This window comes from Ferrovibrio sp., assembly GCF_035304305.1.
Taxonomy (GTDB): Bacteria; Pseudomonadota; Alphaproteobacteria; order Ferrovibrionales; family Ferrovibrionaceae; genus Ferrovibrio.
Genome location: NZ_DATGQG010000014.1, coordinates 1 through 21,623, shown reverse-complemented (window position 1 = coordinate 21,623; position 21,623 = coordinate 1). Strand labels below are relative to the sequence as shown.

Annotated in this window: 24 protein-coding genes; 17 read left to right on the top strand and 7 right to left on the bottom strand. The window is 67.9% G+C overall.

Annotated features, from left to right (window positions below; translation table 11 throughout):
- Both VKZ87_RS01450 and VKZ87_RS01445 read right to left on the bottom strand, forming a co-directional pair.
- On the bottom strand, positions 1-204 hold a 204-nt coding region (locus tag VKZ87_RS01450), incomplete at its 3' end, for a hypothetical protein (RefSeq protein WP_414655611.1).
- Between the two features lie 155 nt (positions 205-359).
- Positions 360-815 carry a helix-turn-helix domain-containing protein gene (locus VKZ87_RS01445; protein WP_324219458.1) on the bottom strand — a complete coding sequence of 152 codons (456 nt, stop codon included), beginning with the start codon at positions 813-815 and terminating at the stop codon, positions 360-362.
- Between the two features lie 349 nt (positions 816-1,164).
- Here VKZ87_RS01445 and VKZ87_RS01440 point away from each other — a divergent pair, with 349 nt between their 5' ends.
- The 12 genes from VKZ87_RS01440 to VKZ87_RS01385 all read left to right on the top strand — a co-directional run bounded on the left by VKZ87_RS01440 (position 1,165) and on the right by VKZ87_RS01385 (position 10,501).
- On the top strand, positions 1,165-3,459 hold the full coding sequence (locus VKZ87_RS01440; protein ID WP_324219457.1) for a methyl-accepting chemotaxis protein: 2,295 nt from the start codon (positions 1,165-1,167) through the stop codon (positions 3,457-3,459).
- A gap of 299 nt (positions 3,460-3,758) precedes the next feature.
- Positions 3,759-4,178, top strand: coding sequence for a hypothetical protein (locus VKZ87_RS01435; protein ID WP_324219456.1), 420 nt, complete (start codon positions 3,759-3,761; stop codon positions 4,176-4,178).
- A 117-nt stretch (positions 4,179-4,295) separates the two neighbouring features.
- Positions 4,296-4,889 (top strand): imidazoleglycerol-phosphate dehydratase HisB, encoded by a 594-nt coding sequence (gene hisB / locus VKZ87_RS01430; RefSeq protein ID WP_324219455.1) that lies wholly within the window; start codon positions 4,296-4,298, stop codon positions 4,887-4,889.
- A 12-nt stretch (positions 4,890-4,901) separates the two neighbouring features.
- Positions 4,902-5,348, top strand: coding sequence for a DUF2628 domain-containing protein (locus tag VKZ87_RS01425; protein WP_324219454.1), 447 nt, complete (start codon positions 4,902-4,904; stop codon positions 5,346-5,348).
- A 1-nt stretch (position 5,349) separates the two neighbouring features.
- Positions 5,350-5,991 carry an imidazole glycerol phosphate synthase subunit HisH gene (gene hisH, locus VKZ87_RS01420; protein WP_324219453.1) on the top strand — a complete coding sequence of 214 codons (642 nt, stop codon included), beginning with the start codon at positions 5,350-5,352 and terminating at the stop codon, positions 5,989-5,991.
- Between the two features lie 25 nt (positions 5,992-6,016).
- On the top strand, positions 6,017-6,565 hold the full coding sequence (locus VKZ87_RS01415) for a GNAT family N-acetyltransferase (protein ID WP_324219452.1): 549 nt from the start codon (positions 6,017-6,019) through the stop codon (positions 6,563-6,565).
- Positions 6,562-7,299 (top strand): 1-(5-phosphoribosyl)-5-[(5-phosphoribosylamino)methylideneamino]imidazole-4-carboxamide isomerase, encoded by a 738-nt coding sequence (gene hisA / locus VKZ87_RS01410; protein WP_324219451.1) that lies wholly within the window; start codon positions 6,562-6,564, stop codon positions 7,297-7,299. Before VKZ87_RS01415 ends, hisA begins: the two co-directional genes overlap by 4 nt.
- 9 nt (positions 7,300-7,308) lie before the next feature.
- Entirely contained in the window at positions 7,309-7,656 is a 348-nt protein-coding gene (locus VKZ87_RS01405) for a hypothetical protein (RefSeq protein ID WP_324219450.1), read from the top strand.
- A 70-nt stretch (positions 7,657-7,726) separates the two neighbouring features.
- Positions 7,727-8,968 (top strand): PLP-dependent aminotransferase family protein, encoded by a 1,242-nt coding sequence (locus VKZ87_RS01400; protein WP_324219449.1) that lies wholly within the window; start codon positions 7,727-7,729, stop codon positions 8,966-8,968.
- Positions 8,969-8,984: 16 nt separating this feature from the next.
- A complete protein-coding gene (hisF, locus tag VKZ87_RS01395; RefSeq protein ID WP_324219448.1) occupies positions 8,985-9,746 on the top strand; it encodes an imidazole glycerol phosphate synthase subunit HisF in 762 nt (253 codons plus the stop codon).
- Between the two features lie 16 nt (positions 9,747-9,762).
- Positions 9,763-10,092, top strand: coding sequence for a phosphoribosyl-ATP diphosphatase (locus VKZ87_RS01390; RefSeq protein ID WP_324219447.1), 330 nt, complete (start codon positions 9,763-9,765; stop codon positions 10,090-10,092).
- A gap of 34 nt (positions 10,093-10,126) precedes the next feature.
- The gene (locus VKZ87_RS01385) at positions 10,127-10,501 is read left to right on the top strand and encodes a histidine triad nucleotide-binding protein (protein WP_324219446.1); all 375 of its coding nucleotides are present in this window, start codon (positions 10,127-10,129) and stop codon (positions 10,499-10,501) included.
- A gap of 23 nt (positions 10,502-10,524) precedes the next feature.
- Here VKZ87_RS01385 and VKZ87_RS01380 read toward each other — a convergent pair whose 3' ends face one another.
- Positions 10,525-11,442: a transcriptional regulator GcvA gene (locus VKZ87_RS01380; RefSeq protein ID WP_324219445.1), complete on the bottom strand. Its 918-nt coding sequence runs from the start codon at positions 11,440-11,442 to the stop codon at positions 10,525-10,527.
- Between the two features lie 164 nt (positions 11,443-11,606).
- Between VKZ87_RS01380 and VKZ87_RS01375 the strand changes: the two genes are divergently transcribed.
- Positions 11,607-11,852 carry a DUF1127 domain-containing protein gene (locus tag VKZ87_RS01375; protein ID WP_324219444.1) on the top strand — a complete coding sequence of 82 codons (246 nt, stop codon included), beginning with the start codon at positions 11,607-11,609 and terminating at the stop codon, positions 11,850-11,852.
- Positions 11,853-11,873: 21 nt separating this feature from the next.
- Here VKZ87_RS01375 and VKZ87_RS01370 read toward each other — a convergent pair whose 3' ends face one another.
- The 4 genes from VKZ87_RS01370 to VKZ87_RS01355 form a co-directional block, all read right to left on the bottom strand.
- Positions 11,874-12,740 carry a universal stress protein gene (locus tag VKZ87_RS01370; RefSeq protein WP_324219443.1) on the bottom strand — a complete coding sequence of 289 codons (867 nt, stop codon included), beginning with the start codon at positions 12,738-12,740 and terminating at the stop codon, positions 11,874-11,876.
- 59 nt (positions 12,741-12,799) lie between these two features.
- Positions 12,800-13,663 (bottom strand): universal stress protein, encoded by an 864-nt coding sequence (locus VKZ87_RS01365; protein WP_324219442.1) that lies wholly within the window; start codon positions 13,661-13,663, stop codon positions 12,800-12,802.
- A 67-nt stretch (positions 13,664-13,730) separates the two neighbouring features.
- Positions 13,731-15,467, bottom strand: coding sequence for an adenylate/guanylate cyclase domain-containing protein (locus VKZ87_RS01360; RefSeq protein WP_324219441.1), 1,737 nt, complete (start codon positions 15,465-15,467; stop codon positions 13,731-13,733).
- Between the two features lie 11 nt (positions 15,468-15,478).
- On the bottom strand, positions 15,479-16,162 hold the full coding sequence (locus tag VKZ87_RS01355) for a TetR/AcrR family transcriptional regulator (protein WP_324219440.1): 684 nt from the start codon (positions 16,160-16,162) through the stop codon (positions 15,479-15,481).
- Positions 16,163-16,432: 270 nt separating this feature from the next.
- On the opposite strand from VKZ87_RS01355, the gene VKZ87_RS01350 reads away from it, so the two are divergent.
- The 4 genes from VKZ87_RS01350 to VKZ87_RS01335 all read left to right on the top strand — a co-directional run.
- Positions 16,433-17,761: a tetratricopeptide repeat protein gene (locus VKZ87_RS01350; RefSeq protein ID WP_324219439.1), complete on the top strand. Its 1,329-nt coding sequence runs from the start codon at positions 16,433-16,435 to the stop codon at positions 17,759-17,761.
- Between the two features lie 264 nt (positions 17,762-18,025).
- Complete coding sequence (otsB, locus tag VKZ87_RS01345) at positions 18,026-18,808, top strand: trehalose-phosphatase (protein ID WP_324219438.1); 783 nt, start codon at positions 18,026-18,028, stop codon at positions 18,806-18,808.
- The gene (locus tag VKZ87_RS01340) at positions 18,808-20,670 is read left to right on the top strand and encodes a glycoside hydrolase family 15 protein (RefSeq protein ID WP_324219437.1); all 1,863 of its coding nucleotides are present in this window, start codon (positions 18,808-18,810) and stop codon (positions 20,668-20,670) included. The genes otsB and VKZ87_RS01340 overlap by 1 nt, the downstream gene beginning before the upstream one ends.
- Positions 20,655-21,623, top strand: a 969-nt coding sequence (locus VKZ87_RS01335) for an alpha,alpha-trehalose-phosphate synthase (UDP-forming) (RefSeq protein WP_324219436.1), incomplete at its 3' end; no start/stop codon positions are given. The genes VKZ87_RS01340 and VKZ87_RS01335, both read left to right, overlap by 16 nt.

The window sequence follows — 21,623 nt, the reverse complement described above, 5'->3', positions numbered from 1 at the left end:
CCAGTGCTTCAGATTCATCCGGTTCACCTCGCGCAGCAGTTCGAAATCGGTGCTGAGGCTGAGGATGACGCCGCGGTCGCGGGCCGCCTTGTCGGCGGCGAGGAAAAAGCGGCCGAGCCGTTCACGCGGGCCATGCCGGAGCGTGATCTGGTCGGGAAGGCGGCGGATCAGCGTCTGCTTGTTCCGGGGGACATGGATGCTCATGGGTCGTTCTCCTTCGCTGTAAACCCAGCGAGGAGACTACGCCTCCCGTGCAAGTTTTCACATCGGGGATTGTCGCACGCCTAGGATGCCGGCCCGGACACAAAAAAACCGGGCCGCTAGGGCCCGGTCGTTAATGCTCGCGCGCGGCGGGATGCTCAGCCGACGGTTTCGGTCGGCGGCGTTTCCTCTTCGCCTTCGGCCTTGCCGCTGTAGGAGGTGGCCGCAGCCTTGATCAGCTGGAAGATCCGGTCGCGTACGGTGGAGTCGGTGATCTTGCCGAAATTGCGCACCAGCTCGAGCGCCTGGCGGCGCGACACCGGGCTGCGATCCTGCTCGATTTCGGAAACCACCGAATGCTCGGGCCGCGCGGTCGGCTGCTGCTCGATGCCCGGCATGTCCTCGAAGAAGTAGGAGGGCGGCACGTTGAGGATCTGGGCAAACTGCTGCAGCCGGCTGGCGCCGATCCGGTTCAGACCCTTCTCGTATTTCTGGATCTGCTGGAAGCTGAGATTGACGGCGGCCCCGAGACGCTCCTGGCTGAAGCCGGCCAGCGTGCGGCAGGCGCGCAGACGAGACCCGACATGTGCATCATAAGGGTTCGGCTTACGCATAACTTCTCCCTCCAAGGTGAGTCATCCGGCGACATTATGTATCCTTTTTAACACTTGCCGCCAGTGCTAGCCACCACGGTGATGCGGACAAATCCCGGTGATTTCCGTGGCTTATAAAAACCCGGAGAACCGGAAATCGCGATACGAGAGAAAGACTTAACCAGAACAACCAGCCCCGGCAGACCCCCGGCGGCGAGGTAGGAAAAAATACCGCTGGCATTAATTTCCGGTTATCCGGCGGGCCGCCGGCCGCGCCGCCCTGCCGGAGAGGTTGCAACCGCCGCAGCCTCGGCCTTTCAATGCGAGCAAAACAAACACTTGCAAGAAGAAGCGAACAGGAGCCCTCCCCATGGCTGTTCCCGCATCCGACATGGTCCCGCCCGCCGAGGCGGAGCCGGCGCGCCGCCGCGTGCCGCTCCTGGCCGGCTGGTTCGCCGGCCTGAAGATCCGCCGCCGCATCGCGGTCGGCTTTGCCGCCTCGCTCGGTCTGCTCGTCGTCATCGCGGTGGCGGCGAATGTCGGCATCAAGCGCGGCGAGCAGGCCTTCACCACCTATGACGGCATCGCCGCGAACAGCCGCCTCGTGCAGCAGTTCGAGCGCGACCTGATCGACCTGCGCCGCAACCTGCTGCTCTTCGTCGAGCGCGACGATCCGCGCGGCCTGCTGGGGCTGCGCCGGCTGGAGCCGAGCCTGCGCGAGACGCTCGCCGCCATGACCGGGAGTTCGACCGATGCAGCGCGCAACGCGCTGCTCGCCGAGATCGCGGGCCTGCTCGACCGCGCCTTCGGCAATCTCGGCCAGGCGATCGACGCCCGCCACACGCTGAAGGAAATCAACGGCGCGCAGCTGGAAGTCTACGGGCCGAAGGCGCGCGAAGCGCTGATGCAGGTGATCCGCACCGCCGCCCGCGGCGGCAATTTCATCACCGCCGCCGAAGCCGGGCTGGTGCTGGATGCCTTTTCCGAAATCCGCGTCGCCGCGACGCGCTTCGTCGGCCAGGGCGACATGGCGATGGCCAGCGAGGCGCGCGGCAAGGTGCCGGTCTTCGTCGACATGATCGAGGGTCTGAAGAGCCAGCTCGACAACGAGGAGCTGCGCAAGGAAGCCGAAAGCGCCGAGACCTTCGCGAAGCAGTACGAGGCCGGCATCCTCAATGCGGCGAATGCCGCCGGCGAGATGAACCGCCTGATCTACCAGGAGATGGAAAGCGACATCGCGGCGATCACCGAGAAGCTCGAACAGGTGAAGACCAGCCAGCTCGCCGAGCTGCAGCAGGAGCAGGCCGCCGCCGGCGCCGCCTTCAGCGTCACCTTGGTCACCGTGCTGTCGATGTCGGTGGCCGCGCTCGGCCTCGGCATCCTCTTCGCCTGGCTGATCGGCCGCAGCATCGCCAATCCGGTGGTGGCGCTGACCGAAATGATGGGTGCGCTGGCGCAGGGCGACTACGACGCGGCGGTGCCCGGACTCGAGCGCCGCGACGAGATCGGCCGCATGGCCGCCGCCGTCGAGGTGTTCAAGCGCAACGGCGCGGAAAACGAGCGGCTGCGCGGCGAGGTCGAAGCCGAGCGTCGCCAGGCCGAAGCCCGGCGCGCCGCGGAAGAAGCCAGCCTCGATCGCGCGGTGGGCGAGATCGTCGCCGCCGCGGCGGATGGCGATCTCGGCCAGCGGATCGACACCGCGCCGCTGTCCGGCGTCGCGGCCCGGCTCGGCAGCGGCGTCAACCAGCTGCTCGACACCATCGGCGGCGCCATCGACGAGGTCGGCCGCGTTCTGGCGGGCCTTGCGGAAGGCGACCTCACCCGCCGCATCGAGGGCGAATATCGCGGCGTCTTCGCGCGGCTGAAGGATGACGTGAACGCGGCCAATGCGCGGCTTGCCGATGCGCTCGGCCGCATCGCCGACAACGCCAACACGGTGCGCGATGCCGCCGGCGAGATCTCGACCGGCAGCCAGGACCTGGCGCAGCGCACCGAAGGCCAGGCCGCGGCGCTGGAGCAGACGGCAGCCTCGATGCACGAGGTGACGATGACGGTGAAGCAGAATGCCGAGAATGCCCAGGCGGCCAACCAGCTGGCCGGCTCGGCGCGCGACATTGCCGACCGCAGCGGCGAAATCGTCGGCCAGGCGGTTTCGGCGATGGGCGAGATCGAAGAGAGCGCGCGCCGGATCGTCGACATCGTCGGGCTGATCGACGAGATCGCCTTCCAGACCAACCTGCTGGCGCTGAACGCAAGCGTCGAAGCGGCAAGAGCCGGCGAGGCCGGCAAGGGCTTCGCCGTTGTGGCGCAGGAAGTGCGCGCGCTGGCACAGCGCTCGGCGAACGCGTCGAAGGACATCAAGGCGCTGATCAGCGCCAGCAATGCGCAGGTGAAGACGGGTGCCGCGCTGGTCAACCAGGCCGGCGCGGCGCTGACCGAGATCACCAATGCCGTGAAGAAGGTCTCCGACATCGTCGCCGAGATCGCCGCGGCCTCGGCCGAGCAGGCGCGTGGTCTGGAGGAGGTCAACGGCGCGGTCGTCAACATGGACGAGATGACCCAGCGCAACGGCGCCCTGGTCGAGCAGACCACCGCCTCGGCCCAGACCCTGGCCAGCCAGGCCGACGAACTGGCCGGCCTGATCGCCCGGTTCCGCCTCGCCTGAGCGCGAGGCGGCTCCCGCCGGCGGGCGAATATGCCGTAAAAGCATACACTTGCATTAAGGCGTCCGGCCGGCTGTATCGATGGGAATTTATGCTCGCCAAAGGGGAGTTTCTCGCCTATTCTCGCTAGGAACCTCCGTGGAAAGTATCCTTTAGGTAGTGAACCGGTGTCAGCCCCTCTCCCCGGGAGCCTCTGCGAGCCTGATGTTTCCTACTGGATTATGCATCCCCGTCGGCTCTTTCTCCGCGGCCCCGGCGCTGCCGCCGGTTCCTCTGGCCGATGCAGGCTGACGAGAGCAGCATGGCTTTCCGTCTGAACCAGGTGCAGGGCCTGCTCCAGTCGCTCGCCCTGCCCGCCGACCTCGCCGACAATCCCGAACGCACCGCGCAATGGCTGGCGGTGCTGCGCAGCCTGCAGCAGGCGCTGGCCCTGCTGCAGGGCGGCGAAGCCCGCGCGATGCGGGTTTTCAGCCGTTTCCAGCGCCTGACCGAGGGCCTGCCCGAGGCCTGCCTGACGGCCATGCCGGCGACCGCCAAATTCGACCTGCTGCAGAAAATGCTGTCCGATCTCGAGGCCCGCTTTGCCGGCCTCGACCTGTCCGGCATGGATACCGGTCCGCTGCACAACCGGCTGCGCCAGTGCCACCGGGCGCTCTGCGCCATGGCGGCCCGCCTGCAGCCGCCGTCGGAAACCCGCGAAGCGCTGGCCCAGCCGGTCTAGCGGGGCCGGCGACCTAGCCTGTCCCGCCGCTTCCTGCTATACCGCCCGCGACCTCCGGCATGCATGGCGCAGGCGGGGGATCGACTGCCCTGTTCGTGATTGGGGAAGGAGAGCGGTATGGCCGCACGCAAGGCCAGCATTGCCCGCAAAACCAAGGAAACCGAGATCGCCGTCAGCCTCGATCTGGACGGGACCGGCACCTACAGGGTGTCGACCGGCGTCGGCTTCCTCGACCATATGCTGGAGCAGCTCTCGCGCCACAGCCTGATCGACCTCGAAGTCCAGGCCAAGGGCGACATCCATATCGATTACCACCACCTCACCGAGGATACCGGCATCGCCATCGGCCAGTGCGTCGCCAGGGCGCTGGGCGACCGCGCCGGCATCGTGCGCTACGGCGATGCGCTGATCCCGATGGACGAGACGCTGACCCGCGTCGCCATGGACATCTCGAACCGGCCTTACCTGATCTGGAAGGTCAACTTCACCAAGCCCAAGCTGGGCGAGATGGACACCGAGCTGTTCAAGGAGTGGTTCCAGGCCTTCGCGCAGAATGCCGGCATCACCCTGCATGTCGAGAATCTCTACGGCGAGAACAACCACCACATCGTCGAGTCCTGCTACAAGGCGCTGGCCCGCGCGCTGCGCACCGCCATCGCCGTGGACCCGCGCTCGCCGCACGCCGTGCCGTCCACCAAAGGCACCCTCTAGGCCGGGGTTCTCATGCGTTTCTTCACGATCCATGAGCGCCCCGCCCCCGGCGGGAGCGATGTGATCGCTGTTGCCAGCGGCTTCTCCTGGTTTGCCGCGGCCCTGCCGCTGATCTGGTTCCTCTGGCACCGGCTCTGGCTCGGGCTGATCGTCTATTTCGTTTTCGGCAGCCTGCTCGGCCTGGCGCTGGAACTGGCCGGCATCGCCGAACCGGCCGGCATGGTGATCGCCGTCGCGGTCAGCTTCCTGATCGGCGCCATGGCGGCCGATTACCGGCGCTGGACGCTCGCCCGCCATGGCTGGGTGATGCGCGGCGTGGTGCTGGCCGACAGCGCCTGGGATGCCGAGCAGCGCTACATCCGCTCCCGCGGCCGCAGCATGGCAGTGCAGCCCGCGCCGGCCGCGGCACCGGTCATGGCGCCGCGCGGCGGCAGCGACGTTTTCCCCCGGCTGGTGTGACATGCTGCTGGCACTGATCGATTACGGCTCCGGCAACCTGCGCTCCGCCGCCAAGGCGATCCAGCGCGCCGCCGACGACAACGGCATCGCGCTCGACCTGCGCGTCACCGACAGGGTGGAGGATGTGGCCCATGCCGACCGCATCGTGCTGCCCGGCGTCGGCGCCTTCGCCGACTGCTATCGCGGGCTGGCTGCGCTGGACGGCATGATCGCGGCGCTGAACGAGCGCGTGATCCGCCAGGGCCGTCCCTTCCTCGGCATCTGCGTCGGCATGCAGCTCATGGCCACCGTCGGCCGCGAGCATGGCGAGCACAGGGGCCTGGGCTGGATCGAGGGCGCGGTGGAGAAGCTGCAGCCTTCGGATCCGGCGCTGAAGGTGCCGCATATGGGCTGGAACGCGCTGCGCCTGCGCCGGGCGCATCCGGTGCTCGCCGGCCTGCAGGACGGCGCCCATGCCTATTTCGTGCATTCCTATCACATGCGGCCGCGGCAGGAGGACGTGATCCTCGCCGACACCGATTACGGCGGCCCGGTGCTGGCCGTGCTCGGCCGCGACAATCTGGTCGGCACGCAGTTCCATCCGGAAAAGAGCCAGGCGACGGGGCTGACCCTGCTGGCCAATTTCCTGCGCTGGACTCCGTGACGCCTGAATCCCCAGGGAGTACGGGATGACGACGAAGTTGAAGGACGTCAAGCCGAGCGCCATCGTCGACCGCATCACCGCGCTCAGCGACGACGAACTGGACGAACTCTGCGAGGCCGCCGAGAAGGCGATCATCGACGGCAACGGTTTCGGCTGGCTCAATCCGCCGCCGCGCCGCGTGCTGGAAAGCTACTGGCGCGGCGTGCTGCTGATGCCGCAGCGCGAACTCTTCGTGGCACGGCTGGACGGCGCCATCGTCGGTTCGACGCAGCTGCTGCGGCCGCCGCCGAACAACGAGGCGCAGGCCCATGCCGCCCAGCTCACCACCTTCTTCATCGCGCCCTGGGCGCGCGGCCACGGCCTGGCGCGCGGCATGCTGAAATCGGTCGAGGAAGCGGCCCGTGCCTCCGGCCTGCGCCAGATCGATCTCGATGTCCGCGCCACGCAGACCGCGGCGATCCAGCTGGTCGAGCAGGCCGGCTACCGCCGCTGGGGCGTGAAGCCGCGCTACGCCTATGTCGATGGAACCTATGTCGACGGCGTCTATTACACCAAGGTCCTGGACGCGGCATGAGTCTGCTCAATCTGTATCCCGCCATCGATCTCAAGAACGGCGAATGCGTGCGCCTGCAGCAGGGCGACATGGATCGCGTCACCGTGTTCAACCGCGATCCGGCGGCGCAGGCAGCGCAGTGGGAGAAGGCCGGCTTCCAGTATCTGCATCTGGTCGATCTCGATGGCGCCTTCGCCGGCAAGCCCGCCAATGCCGGAGCGGTGAAGGCGATCCGCAGGGCGGTGAAGCTGCCGATCCAGCTCGGCGGCGGCATCCGCAGCGAGGCCACGATCGAAAGCTGGCTGGATGCCGGCATCACCCGCGTCATTCTCGGTACCGTCGCCGTGCGCGATCCCGCCCTGGTGAAGGCGGCGGCGAAGCGCTGGCCCGGCCGCATCGTGGTCGGCATCGACGCCCGCTCGGGACGGGTTGCCGTCGAGGGCTGGGCCGAAGCCAGCGATCTCGACGCCATCGAGCTGGCGAAGAAGTTCACCGATGCCGGGGTAGCCGCCATCGTCTATACCGATATCGACCGCGACGGCCTTCTGCGCGGCGTCAACGTGGCGGCGACGGCGGCCATGGCCCGCGCCGTGCCGATCCCGATCATCGCCTCGGGCGGCCTCGCCGGCATCGCGGATATCGTGGCGCTGAAGCGCGAGGCGGCGAACGGCGCCGCGATCGACGGCGCGATTCTGGGCCGCGCCCTCTATGACGGCCGCATCGATCCGGCCGAGGCATTGCGGGAAGCGGCATGACGGCGCGTCATGGCTTTCCTCGATAGGACGGTCGGCTGGATGGCGACGCAGGTGGCACGGCTGGTGCTGAAGAACCAGGAGCTCGACTGGGCCAAGCTGGACCGCGTTGCCGTCGACCGCCGCACGAAGGCCCTTTCCGCCACCCTGCTGCTGGCCGGCGAGGAGCATCCGCTGGAACTGCGCGGCCATTACGAGGAGCAGGACGGCCGCATCGTCATCCTGTCGCTGTCCTTCTCGCGGCCCTGGATGGACGGGGCGACGCGGGATTTCGGCCTGCTCGGGCAGATCAACGCCCGGCTGGCCGAACTGCAGGACAGCCATCCGCTGGCGCGGCGTCTGGCCGCTTTGCTGCTGTAGCGCCTTTGCCCGGCCGCCCGTCACGCGCTATGGTGCGGCCTCAGTATCAGAAAACGCCCGAGCCGCCGCCATGTCCCATCCTTCCTTCCCCGGCCTGTCCCAGGGCGTCAGCGAGCTGCGCGCCTCCGAAATCCGCGAATTACTCAAGCTGATCGCCCGGCCCGAGATCATTTCCTTTGCCGGCGGCATTCCCGATCCGGCCCTGTTCCCGCTGGATGCCATCGGCAAGGCCTACCAGGCCGTGCTGCAGGACCAGGCCGCCGCGCGGGATGCCTTCCAGTATTCGATCAGCGAGGGCTATCCGCCGCTGCGCGAGTGGATCACCGGCTATCTGGCCAGGAACGGCATCACGGCCACCTCCGAAGAGGTGCTGATCACCTCCGGCGCGCAGCAGGCGCTCGACTTCATCGGCCGCGCCTTCATCGAACCGGGCGACGGCGTGGTGATGACCTCGCCGAGCTATCTCGGCGCCATCCAGGTCTTCGGCACCTATCGCCCGACCTTCATCTCGGTGCCGATGGACGACGAGGGCGCGGTTCTGTCCGAACTCGAAGCCGCCTTCCGGAAGCAGCCGAAATTCTTCTACCTCACGCCGGATTTCTGCAATCCGGCCGGCATCACCACCTCGCTGGCGCGCCGCAGGGCGATCCTGGAACTGGCGCATCGCTACGGCGTCGCCATCCTCGAGGACTGCCCCTACGAGGAGCTGCGCTACGAGAATCCGCGCATCCCGAGCTTCGCCGCCCTGGAGGGCGAGTATCTGCAGCAGCCCGGCAATGACGGCCGCCGCCTCGTCATCTATGTCGGCAGCCTGTCGAAGGTGCTGACCCCGGCCCTGCGCATCGGCTGGATCTGCGCCGATCCGGCGCTGATCAACAAGCTGGTGCTGCTCAAGCAGGCCTCCGACCTGCATTGCAGCACGATCAACCAGATGATCGCCTGCGAGATCGCCAAATCCTCCCATGCCAGCCAGGTCGAGAAGCTGCGCAAGGCCTACAAGGAGCGCCGCGACGTGATGCTGGAGGCGCTGGAACGCTGCCTGCCCAAGGAGGTGCGCTACACGCATCCCGATGGCGGCATGTTCATCTGGCTGGAATTCCCCGAAGGCATCGACGGTACCGAGCTGCTGGCCGAGGCCGTGAAGGACATCCAGGTCGCCTTCGTGCCCGGCTCGGCCTTCTACGCCACCGAGCCGAAGCGCAACACGGCGCGGCTTGCCTTCTCGCTGGGCGAGCCCGAGCGCATCCGCGAAGGCATCGAACGGCTGGCCGCGCTGCTGCAGAACAAGCTGCGCGCCAACCGCGCGGCGTGAGGCGTACCGTCACCGCATGTCCCTGAAGGTCCGCATCATTCCCTGCCTCGACGTGAAGGATGGCCGCGTCGTCAAGGGGGTGAATTTCGTCAACCTGCGCGATGCCGGCGATCCGGTCGAGCAGGCGGCGATCTATGACGCCGCCGGCGCCGACGAACTCACCTTCCTCGACATCACGGCATCCTCGGATGCGCGCGACACCCTGTTCGACGTGGTGGCGCGCACGGCGGAGCGCTGCTTCATGCCGCTCACCGTCGGCGGCGGCGTGCGCACGGTGGAAGACGTCCGCAAGCTGCTGCTGGCCGGCGCTGACAAGGCGAGCATCAACACCGCTGCCGTGACGCGGCCGGAATTCGTGCGCGAGGCGGCGGAGAAATTCGGCAGCCAGTGCATCGTCGTCGCCATCGATGCGCGGCAGGCATCGCCCGGAAAATGGGAAGTCTTCACCCATGGCGGCCGCAAGGGCACGGGCCTCGATGCCGTGGACTGGGCGAAGCGCATGGCGTCCTACGGCGCCGGCGAGATCCTGCTCACCTCGATGGACCGCGATGGCACCGAGAAGGGCTTCGACCTGGAACTGACCCGCGCGGTGGCCGATGCGGTGAGCATTCCGGTGATCGCCTCGGGCGGCGTCGGCAATCTCGACCATTTCGTCGACGGCGTGAAGCAGGGCCATGCCTCGGCCGTGCTCGCGGCCTCGATTTTCCATTTCGGCCGGCATAGCATCGCGGAAGCGAAGCAGCATATGCATGCCGCCGGCATTCCGGTCCGGCTCTGAGAGGAGGCTGAGCGACATGGGCGAGAACCGCGACACGCTCGAACGCCTGTACGAGACGATCCTGAGCCGCCGGGGCGGCGATCCGAACGTCTCGCATACCGCCAAGCTCTTCGCCAAGGGCCGCGCCAAGATCGCGCAGAAGATGGGCGAGGAAGCGGTCGAGCTGGCCATTGCGGCGGTTTCGGAAAGCCGCGAGGCGGTGGTCTCCGAAAGCGCGGATCTGGTTTTCCATCTGCTGGTGCTCTGGGCCGAATGCGGCGTCACCATCGACGACGTGCGCGCCGAGCTGACGAAGCGCGAAGGCCGTTCGGGCATCGAGGAGAAAAAAGCGCGTCAGATGACCTGACGCGGCATGGCGGAAGCGGGAAAGGGAGAAAGGGATGGCGGCGGCCTACGACAACAACAACGTGTTTGCGAAGATCCTGCGTGGCGAGATTCCGTGCAAGAAGGTGCATGAAACGCAGCACAGCCTCGCCTTCCATGACATCAATCCGCTGGCGCCGATCCATGTGCTCGTCATCCCCAAGGGCGCCTATGTCGATTTCGACGACTTCTCGGCCAGGGCGAGCGCCGAGGAGCAGGTCGACTACGTGAAGGCGATCGGCGAGACGGCGCGCATCCTCGGCGCCGATGCCGGGGGCTACCGCCTGCTCAGCAATTGCGGCGTCAATGCCAACCAGGAAGTGCCGCATCTGCATGTCCACATCTTCGGCGGCCGTCCGCTCGGCCGCATGCTGAAGAAGGACGGCGACTAGGCCTTTCTGGCGCAGCAGGCCCCTTACGCCTGCCACTGCATCTGCGCGATCTCGTCCTGCAGCCAGTCGCGGAAGGCGCGGATCCGGGCATTGTCGGCCGCCGCCTTCGGGCAGACCAGGTAATGCGACCACTGATAGGGAAAGGTCGGACCGAAGGGCTGCACCAGATGGCCCGCGGCGAGATCGTCGCAGACCAGCGTGAAGCGCGCCAGCGCCACGCCATGGCCGGCGATGGCGGCCTGGATCGCCATGCCGGCATCGCTGTAGCCGGTGCCGCGATCGGCATCGATGCCCTGCACGCCCGCCTGGCGCAGCCAGTTGCGCCAGCTCGGCGCCTGCTCCACCGGCTCCAGCGCCGTGTCATGCAGCAGCGCATGGAACTTCAGATCCTGCGCGCTGCGCAGCGGATGCTCGCCGTCCAGCAATCGCGGTGAACAGACCGGCAGGATGTAGTCGTCCATCAGATGGACGACATGCAGCTCGGGATAGTTGCCGCGGCCGACGCGCACCGCGACATCGACATCGTCGCGGCGGAAATCCACCAGGCTGGTCGAGGTGGAGATGCTCAGCTCGATCTCGGGATGCCGCTTGTGGAAGCGCGGCACGCGCGGCACCAGCCAGCGCGCAGCGAAGGAATGCAGGGTGCTGATCTTCAGCACGCCGGATTCCGCATCGCGGCCCAGCCGGCGCGTCGCGGCTTCCATCAGGTCGAAGGCGTCGCGCAGGGAGGGCAGGTAGTTCTGCCCCGCCTCGGTCAGCACCAGGCGGCGGTTGTAGCGGCGGAACAGGGCGACGCCGAGAAACTCCTCCAGCGCCTTCACCTGATGGCTCACGGCGGCCTGGGTGACGTGCAGCTCCTCGGCCGCCCTGGTGAAGGAAAGATGCCGGGCAGCGGCCTCGAAAACGCGCAGCATGTTGAGCGGCGGCAGCTGCCGGGGCATGGCTCCTCGCATAAGTCCAGCTTATGCGAACTATGAAGAATGCTCGTTTGTCGCGCAAGCCGGAAAGGCATACCTGAAGGGACATGACGCCGGCAGCGGCCCGCAGGGGCCGCGGGAATTCTCACCCAGCCGGCCTAATGCGAGAAACCGCGAAGGAGCCTGTCATGTCCGAGTCCGTCCGCCTCGCCCCCGCCATGCCGGCCCGTGCCGCAACGCAGCCGCGCCGGACCGTTGCGGTGCCCGCGCCGGGCGCCCTCCTCACTGCGCTGGTTCTGCGGCTGCTGGAATGGCAGCGCCGCGCCCGCGAGCGGCATGAACTCGCCGCCCTGAGCGACGAGGCCCTGCGCGATGTGGGCCTCAGCCGCGCCGACATCTTCGAAGAAGCCCGCAAGCCCTTCTGGCGGGCGTGAGCGCGGCCGCGTTTCCGGAGTTCAGGCCGTGGCGCCGCCGGGGACGACGAGCACATCCACCGGCGCGCGGCGCAGCACCTCCTCGGCGACGCTGCCGAGCAGGACCCGGCGCAGGCCGGTGCGGCCCTGGGTGCCGAGCACTATCAGATCCGCCCCGGTCTGCGTGGCCGTCGCCAGGATCACCTCGGCCGCCCGGCGGTCGGCGCAGGGCTCGACGAGGATCTTTTCCGGCCGGCAGGGGCTGTCGGCCAGGAAGCCGTCCAGTTCGCGGCGCGCTTCTTCCAGTGCCTTGGCGATCGCCGCCTCCAGTTCATCCCGGCCATGCCAGGCGCCGCTGCGCTGGCTCATGGCCGGCGTCGCGGCGGCATAGAGCAGGGCCGTCGGGCAGAGCTGGCGCAGGCCCATCGCCTCCGCCGCGGCCAGCGCCGGCTTCGAACAGGGCGACAGATCGGTGGCGATCAGCGCCTTCTGATAGGGGCCCGCGGGCGTACCGGCGGCGACCAGCACGGGCCGCGTGCTTTCGCGGATGGTGCGCTCGGCAGTGGTGCCGACGAAGGCGTCGCGCACCGGACTGCGGCGATGCGGCCCCACGATGATGAGGTCGGCGCCGATCTCGTCGGCCGCGCGCCGGATCGCCTGCGAGGGATCGCCGAGGAAAATCCGGCTGGTGCAGGTGATCCCGTCGGTTTCGGTGACCGACCGGCTCTGGCGCGCCGCCAGTTCCGCCGCCCTGGCATGCTCCGGATCGGTCAGGCTGGCGGGGCGATCGTCATCGACGACATGCACAAGGGTGATCGTCGCGCCGCGCTGGCGCGCGAGCAGGGTGGCACGCCGCAGGGCGCGATCCGCACGTTCCGAGAAATCGGTGGCAACAAGAAACGTCTTCATGGCGCTCGCCTGTTGTTGGAGGGATTGGGGTTCTGGTCTGGCCGCGCCGGCGGACCGGCTTAGCCTTTCGTGCTGGTCGGCACGGCGAGAACGTCGATCTGTGCCAGACCGAGAATAGCGGCGGCAACACTGCCGAGCATCAGGCGTTCGATGCCGGTGCGGCCATGGGTGCCGACGACGATCAGGTCGGCGCGCAGATCGGCGGCCACGCGGTGGACGGTCGCCGCCACCGAATCCTGCACCAGTCTGGCGATGCGGCGGTCCGCCGGGATCGACAGCGGCCCGGCGAAGGCGTCGAGCTCGGCCTGGGCCCGCTCCGCCTCGGCTTTGACATGGCCGGCAATCACGCTTTCGGGGAGCAGGGCAAGCGCGGCGCCGCCGCTGCGGTAGGGCTCGGCGCAATAGACCAGCCAGGGCGCCGCATCGCCCCGCAGCCCGAGGGTCTCGAGCGCCTGCAGCGCCTTGGCCGAGGCGGGCGACAGGTCGGTGGCGACCACGATGCGGGCATAGGCCGCGCTCGCGGCGCCGCTGGTCATCAGCACGGGAACGCGGCTGCTGCGGATCACCCGTTCGGCCGTCGTGCCGGCGAAGATGTCGCGCAGCACCTCGCGGCGATGCGGTCCGACGATCAGCAGGTCCGCGCCGATCTCGCCGGCTGCGCCAGTAATGCCGGTGGCCGGATCACCGGATTTCACCAGATAGGTGCAGGTGACGCCGTGCTTGTCGTGGATAAAGGCAGCCTGTTCCTTCAGCAATGCTTCCGACTCGCGCAGGCCGGCCTCGAGCAGCTGCGGATGCCAGTCGTCGTCGACGACATGGACCAGATGCATCGTGGCGCCGGAAAGCCGCGCCAGCATCGCGCCGCGCTGTACCGCGCGGTCAGAGCGGGAGGAGAAATCCGTCGCAACGACAATGTTCTTCACGGGCGGCTTCCTTTGCCTGATACGATGTCAGTATAGCCGGTAATCCGCCGGCCGCTATTGACACGGATCAATCCCCTGCGCCGCGGGGCCGCTGTGATGATCCGGCTGCCGCTCGGGTTTTTGCCCGCTCCGCCACCAGCACTCTCAGCATCTCGGATTTGCCGCGCAGATGCACTGTCTCCTCGCGCCAGTCATTCGTGATCGTCACGCCCGCGCGCTCGGCCACCTCGGCAGAAATCACGAGTTCGGCCTGGAAGTCCTTGGTCGCCGATTCCAGCCGGCTGGCCGTGTTCACCGCATCGCCCACCGCGGTGAGATGCAGGGCGCTGCCATGGCCCATGGCGCCGACGATGGCCGGGCCGCAGTGGATGCCGATGCCGAGCTTCAGCGACTGGTCGAGATCGGTCTGCATCGCTGCGTTGAGCTGCGCCAGCGCCGCCGACATGCGCCTGGCCGCATCCAGCGCGCGGCGGCAGCCTTCGTCGGGGCCTTCCTCGATGCCGAACAGCGCCATCACGCCGTCGCCGATGAACTTGTCGATGCGGCCGCCGGCCGCTTCCACTGCTTCGCCCATCGCCTTGAAATACTGGTTGAGCAGGAACACCACGTCATAGGGCAGGCGGCCTTCCGACAGCCGCGTGAAGCCGCGCAGATCGGCGAACAGGATCGCGATGCGGCGCTCGGCGCCCTGCGCGGCGCTGACGGCGCCATAGGCGAGCCGCGGCGGCACGCCGGCCGGCAGCAGCGGCATGACGGAGATGTCTTCCGTGGGCCGGATCTGGCAGGCGAGCCGCACGCCGGGCGCTGCGTGGATGCGGTCCAGTACCTTCTGCTCGGCGGAATCCGGCGGCGGCAGCGCGGCGGCGCCGGGCCCGATCACGCGCACGCGGCAGGTCGAGCAGCGGCCCTGTCCGCCGCAGACGGAGGCATGCGGATAGCCGATGGCGCGGCTTGCCTCCAGCACCGAGATGCCGCCGCTCAGGCCCCGATAGCGGCGGCCGTCGGGATAGGAGATGGTGAGCCGGCCGCGGCGGCGCTGGTTGGCGGCGATGAGCAGGCGCGCCACCAGCGCGGCGGCAAGCAGGCCGGCCATCACCTGGTAGGAGATTTCCGTGCCGCGGCCGACGAACTCCACCGCGACGGGCCCCGGATAATTGAGCGTGGCGCGGAACCGGTCGAGCCAGTCCGGCTGCTGCATCAGGCCGGCCACCTCGCGGCCGCCGGACAGGAAGCCGAGCATCGCCAGCATCGGCAGCAGCAGGGCCAGCGCGTAGAGAAACGGCCAGGCGCGCTCGAACATCGGTTTCAGCCGCAGCCAGTAATAGACGCCGATGCAGCCATGACCCCAGGCGATCAGGATCAGCAGGTTCTGCAGCAGGCCGGTGCGCGGCGACTGCACGAACATGACGATCAGCACATAGGCGTAGGAATCGTTCAGCCCGAAGACCTCATCGGCGATGCGCGTGCCCAGCACATGCTCGACGACGAGCAGCGGAATGCACAGGCCGAGGCCGAGCTGCGTCCAGCCCTGCCAGGGGATGCCGCGGTAATGGCCGCGGCGCAGCCAGGCGAACAGCGCGAGCAGCGGATGGAGCAGCGCGGCCGTGTAGAGCACCACCGTGCCCGGCCAGCTGCGCCAGAGAAGCTTGAACAGCACGGCGCCCGTCTCCATCGCCTGCAGCGAGACGAGGCCGAGGGCGTGGTTGCTCAGATGGGTGAGGAGAAACAGGAACAGGATCAGGCCGGAGGCCAGCTTGGCTCGGCCGTAGATCTCTTCCGCCCGCATGCCCCCGGCAATGGCCATGGGCGGCGAGTCTATGACCCGGCCGGCACAGCGTCCAGCTTCGTCTCCTGCAGCCGCGCCGCCGAGGGCAGCGGCGCCTTCGGGTCGGGTGCGAACAGCAGATGCAGGTAGTTGCGGTAATGCCGGTACTGCGCCGCCACTGCCTTCGGATCGTGATTGACCTTCGACAGGATGAAGGCGCCTTCGGCGATTGCCAGGTTCATGTCGGCCAGCGTCTCGACGCTGACCGGAATCCGCGGCGGATAGCGCTCCATGATGCGCTTCAGCTTTTCCGTCAGCCGCACGCGCCAGACGGAAAACACCCGGCGCACGATGCCCAGCGTGCGGTCGTCGAACAGCTGCGCCTCGTAGATGAAGGAGGCGTAGAGGCAGCCCGGATAGGGCGTCACCAGCGCCTCCATCTTCTGCTCGTAGAAGTCCATGCAGACCAGCAGCTGCTCCAGCGGGTCGTCGGTCAGCGCCTCGGCCTGGGTCAGATGCTCCTCGAGCAGATGGAGATCCTCGGCGGCGTCGCGCTCGACCAGCGCCTCGGCGAGATCGGCCTTGGTCCTGAAATGGTAGAAGAAGGCGCCCTTGGTGATGCCGGCGCGGGCGATCACCGTGTCCACGCTGGTGGCCGAAAATCCCGTCTCCAGGATCAGGGCCTGGGCGGCATCCATGATGGACTTGCGGGTGGCAGCGCCGTTGCGGGCCATGGCGGTTCCGGACTTGGTGATGGGTGTGAAGGTTATTCTTTCCAACGGTTCTAATCCAGACAATTCATACAGACCAGTCGGTAATCAAAAATCCGTGAGCGGGCCGGGCGCCAGGCCAAGGTCTGAAAAATATCGCTTGGTTTTCCGCTCTTTAGCGCGTAATGGCTGCCGCCCCGCAACCGGCAGTTCGTCCTTGACTCCCCGAGACGGATATTTATACCAACCGGTCGGTTTAAATCAGAAGTGTCCACAGAGAGTCAGGAGCAGATCATGACGTTGAAGGATTTCCGCGGTGATGCCGTCAGCGGCGCCAGTGCCGAGGCGCTGGCCCATTTCGAGAAGGCGTTGGCCGACTTCCACTGCTACACCGGCAACCCCTTCGAGCCGCTGGACGCGGCCATTGCCGCCGCCCCCGATTTCGCCATGGCCCATGCCATGCGCGCGCATCTCTTCCTCTCCGGCACGGAAGCCGCCGGCCTCGCCCCGGCCCGCGAGAGCATCGCCGCCGCCGCCCGGTCCGCCCGCACCGATCGCGAGAAGCTGCATGTCGCCGCCGCGACCGCGCTGGCCGAGGGCCGCTTCGACGATGCCGCCGAGCGTTTCGAGGACATCCTGCTGGAGCATCCGCGCGACAGCCTGGCGTTGCAGATGGGCCATCTGTTCGACTTCTACCGCGGCGACGCCCGCAACCTGCGCGACCGCGTGGTGCGCGTGATGCCGGCCTGGTCGAAAGACCTGCCCGGCTGGCATGCGGTGCTCGGCATGCAGGCCTTCGGCCTCGAGGAATGCGGCGAATACGGCCGGGCGGAAGAGGCCGGCCGCGCCGCCTGCGAGGCCCAGCCGCGCGATGCCTGGGCGCATCATGCCGTGCTGCACGTGATGGAAATGCAGGGCCGCACCGAAGAAGGCATCCACTGGGCGCGCAGCCGCGTCGACCACTGGGCACCCGACAACATGATGCAGGTGCATAACTGGTGGCATCTCGCGCTCTATCATCTCGACCGCGAGGAAATCCCCGAAGTGCTGAAGCTCTATGACGAGCATATCCGCGGCGGCAGATCGGCCGTGGTGCTCGACATGATCGACGCCTCGGCGATGCTGTGGCGCCTGCATCTGCGCGGCGTGGATGTCGGCAGGGCGCGCTGGGAGGAGATCGCCGAGGTCTGGGCGCCGCTGGTGCAGGACGGCTTCTATGCCTTCAACGACGTGCACGGGCTGATCAGTTTCATCGGCGCCGGCCGCCGCGACCTGGTCGAGCAGCAGATGGAAACCCTGCGCCGCTCGGTGCGCGGCAGCGGCAGCAACGCCGCCATGGCGGCCCAGGTCGGCCTGCCGGTGGCCGAGGCGCTGCTGGCCTTCTCGGAAGGCCGTTATGGCCAGGCGGTGTCCTGGCTGCGGCCGGTGCGCACCATCGCGAACCGCTTCGGCGGCAGCCACGCGCAGCGCGACCTGCTCGACCTCACGCTGATCGAGGCGGCGCATCGGGCCGGCGACATGGCGCTGGTGCGCGCGCTCGCCACCGAACGGCTGCGCATGAAGCCGCAGAGCCCGATCGCCCAGGCCTACCGCTTCGCGGCGACGGCCAGGGCCGCGGCCTGACGCTGACCTGCGGCGCCGGCCCGTCCCGGCGCCGCAGCATTCGACCGCACCATCCGCGATAGTAAAAGTCCGGGCGGTTCCCGTTCTGCCTGTTCGAAGTCTGTCCGCGGCCGCCATCGGCCTCAGCGGCTTATTCGCCAAAGTGTTGGCCGAATGGCCGCTTTCGGGGTTGTAATCGGGACAGAAAACCCCATTTTCTCGGAAAACCGAGAAAATCGGAGTTCCCCACGCATTCACCGGCCCCGCGCGGGCCAAGTCAGGCCGATGATCGAAACCGCAATCCCGGAAAAACCCGGATTGCCGCCCGAACCGCCACCGCCGCCGGGCAGCAACTGGGCACTGTTTCTCGATATCGACGGCACCCTGCTGGATATCGCCGAGACGCCGGACCGGGTCTGGGTCCCGCCCCGGCTGCGCCGCGATCTCGATCTCATCTCCCATAGCCTGAACGGCGCCCTGGCGCTGATTTCCGGCCGGCCGGTCTCCGATATCGACCGGCTGTTCGCCCCGCTGCGGCTGCCGGCCTCGGGCCAGCATGGCGGCGAATGGCGGCCGGAGCCGCCGCGCCCGGCGGAGGTGCTGGCCGCCCGGCATGTCCCGGATTCCCTGCGCGACGTGGCCGACCGGCTGCTGCGGCTGCATCCCGGCGTCGTGGTGGAGCAGAAAAGCCATGCCATCGCCGTGCATTACCGCCACGCGCCGGAAATCGGCGCCGAACTCGGCCGCCGCCTCGCCGAGGCGATGGCCGGGATTGAGGGGCTGCAGCTGCTGTCCGGCCGCGCGGTCTGGGAGGTGAAGGATTCCTCGCAGTCCAAGGGCACCGCCGTGCAGCGCTTCATGTCGCGACCGGGCTTCGCCGGCCGGCTGCCGGTCTTCATCGGCGATGACACCACCGATCTCGACGGCTTTCTCGCCGTCGAGGCCATGGGCGGCATCGCGCTGCCCGTCGGCCGGCTCGCCCGACCCGGCAAGCCCGGCTTCACCGATCCGGATGCGGTCCGCGCCTGGCTGGCGGAATTCGCAGCCGTCAGTCAGGGAGAGCGGTGATGAACGAGATCCGGCCCGACGCCGCGCCCGCCAGCCAGACCGCCGCCGGTGCGGCCCCCCTGCGCGGTCCCGGCAGCCTGCAGCTCGGGATCATCGGCAATGCCATCATCGCCGCGCTGATCGACCGCCAGGCCAACATCGTCTGGCACTGCGTCCCCAGGCTGGACGGCGACCCGGTCTTCTGCCGCCTGCTGGAGCCGCATCATGCCGATGACGGCGTGATGTCGGTGGAACTGCGCGGCTGCCACGGCAGCGAGCAGCATTACATCGACAACACCGCGATCCTGGTGACCACGCTGACGGCCGCCGATGGTGCGGCGATCCGCATCACCGATTTCGCGCCGCGCTTCAAGCAGTATGACCGCATCTTCCGGCCGGCCATGCTGATCCGCCGCATCGAACCGGTGGCTGGCGCGCCGGTGATCCGCCTGCGCGTGCGGCCGCTGTTCCATTACGGCGCCCACAAGCCGAGCCGCACACTCGGCAGCAACCATGTCCGCTTCTCCGCGCCGGAAGCGGCCCTGCGGCTCACCACCGACGCGCCGATCGGCTACATCGACAACGAAACCGAATTCGTGCTGAACCAGCCGATCACGCTGATCCTCGGGCCCGACGAGAGCTTCAGCGCCTCGGTCGCCCATATCAGCCGCGAATTCCTCGAGCGCACCATCGAATACTGGATCGAATGGGTGCGCTATCTCTCCGTTCCATTCGAGTGGCAGGACGCGGTGATCCGCGCCGCGATCACGCTGAAGCTGTGCTCCTTCGAGGAGACCGGCGCCATCGTCGCTGCTGTCACCACCTCGATTCCCGAGGCGCCGGACACGCCGCGCACCTGGGATTACCGCTACTGCTGGATGCGGGATGCCTATTTCGTCGTGCAGGCGCTGAACCGGCTCGGCGCCACCAAGACGATGGAAGACTTCCTGCGTTACATCACCACCGTGGTTGCCCAGCATCCCGGCGAGACGCTGCAGCCGCTCTACGGCATCATTCCCGGCACCTCGCTGGAGGAGCGCACCCTCGACACCATGCGCGGCTATCGTGGCATGGGCCCGGTGCGGGTCGGCAATGCCGCCTATTTCCAGGTGCAGAACGACACCTATGGCAGCATCGTGCTGGCCAGCGCGCAGATGTTCTTCGACCGCCGCCTGCCGCATCGCGGCGACGTCGCCCTGTTCCGCCAGCTCGAGGGCCTGGGCGAGAAGGCCGCCGAACTGGCGCTGACGCCCGATGCCGGCCTGTGGGAATTCCGCGGCCGCGCCCGGGTGCATACCCATTCGGCGGCGATGTGCTGGGCCGCCTGCCGGCGGCTGGCCAGGATCGCCGGCGTGCTGGACCTGCCCGACCGCGCCGGCTACTGGCGCGATCACGCCGACCGCATCCGCAAGGCGATCCTCGAGCAGGCCTGGAATCCGAAGCTGAACAGCTTCGTCGAGAGCTTCGGCGGCGAGGATCTCGATGCCTCCCTGCTGCTGCTGCAGGAGATCGGCTTCGTCGCCGCCGACGATCCGCGCTTCCACGGCACGCTGGAGGCGATCGGCCGCGAACTCAAGCGCGGCAACCACCTGATGCGCTATGTCGCGCCGGACGATTTCGGCAAGCCGCATACCGCCTTCACCATCTGCACCTTCTGGTATGTCGATGCGCTGGCTGCCGTCGGCCGCCGCGAGGAGGCGCGGGAAATTTTCGAAACGCTGCTGGCCGCGCGCAACCATCTCGGCCTGCTGTCGGAGGATGTCGACCCGAAGACCGGCGAATTGTGGGGCAACTTCCCCCAGACCTATTCCATGGTCGGCCTCATCGTCTGCGCGATGCGGCTGTCCAAAAGCTGGGAGGAATCCTTTTGGCGCGGCTCGTAATCGTCTCCAACCGCGTCTCCATGCCGCGCGAACGTCTCAGCCGCGCCGGCGGTCTCGCCGTCGCGCTGCGCGAGGCGCTGAACCAGTATGGCGGATTGTGGTTCGGCTGGAGCGGGGAGATCACCGAAACGCCCTCCTCAGCCCCGCGCCGCGCAAGCGCGGGGAAATGCGAGTTCGCCGTTCACGACCTCACGCCTGACGAACATCACCGCTTCTACGTCGATTTCGCCAATTCCACCCTCTGGCCGCTCTGCCATTACCGTCTCGGCCTGATCGACTTCCACCGCGCCGCCTTCGAAGGCTATTACGCCGTCAACGAACGCTTCGCCGCCTCGCTGGCCGAGATGCTGCGGCCGGACGACATCGTCTGGGTGCATGACTACCATTTCATTCCGATGGCGGCGGCCCTGCGGCGTCGCGGCGTGGAGAACCGCATCGGCTTCTTCCTGCACATCCCGTTTCCGGCGCCGGAAGTGCTGGCGGCCCTGCCCGGCCATGACCGGCTGGTGCGCGACCTCTGCGACTACGACCTGATCGGCTTCCAGACCAAGGGCGACGTGCGGGCGCTGACCGAGTACATCATCCATGAAGCCAATGGCGATGTCTCGGGCGACGGCGTGATCAACTGCTATGGCCGCCATGCCCGCGTCGCCGCCTTTCCCATCGGCATCGAGACGGAAGGCTTCGCCAAGCTGGCCGCGGCCGAGGCCAACAGTCCGGAAACCCGGCGCCTGCATGACAGCCTCGGCCAGCGCAGCCTGGTGATCGGCGTCGACCGGCTGGATTACTCGAAGGGCATCCCGCAGCGCTTTGATGCCTTCCAGATCATGCTCGGCGCGCGGCCCGACCTGCGCGGCAAGGTCACCTTCATGCAGATCGCGCCGATCTCGCGCGGCGAGGTGACCCAGTACCGCAAGCTGCGCACCGAGCTGGATGCGCTGACCGGCCGCATC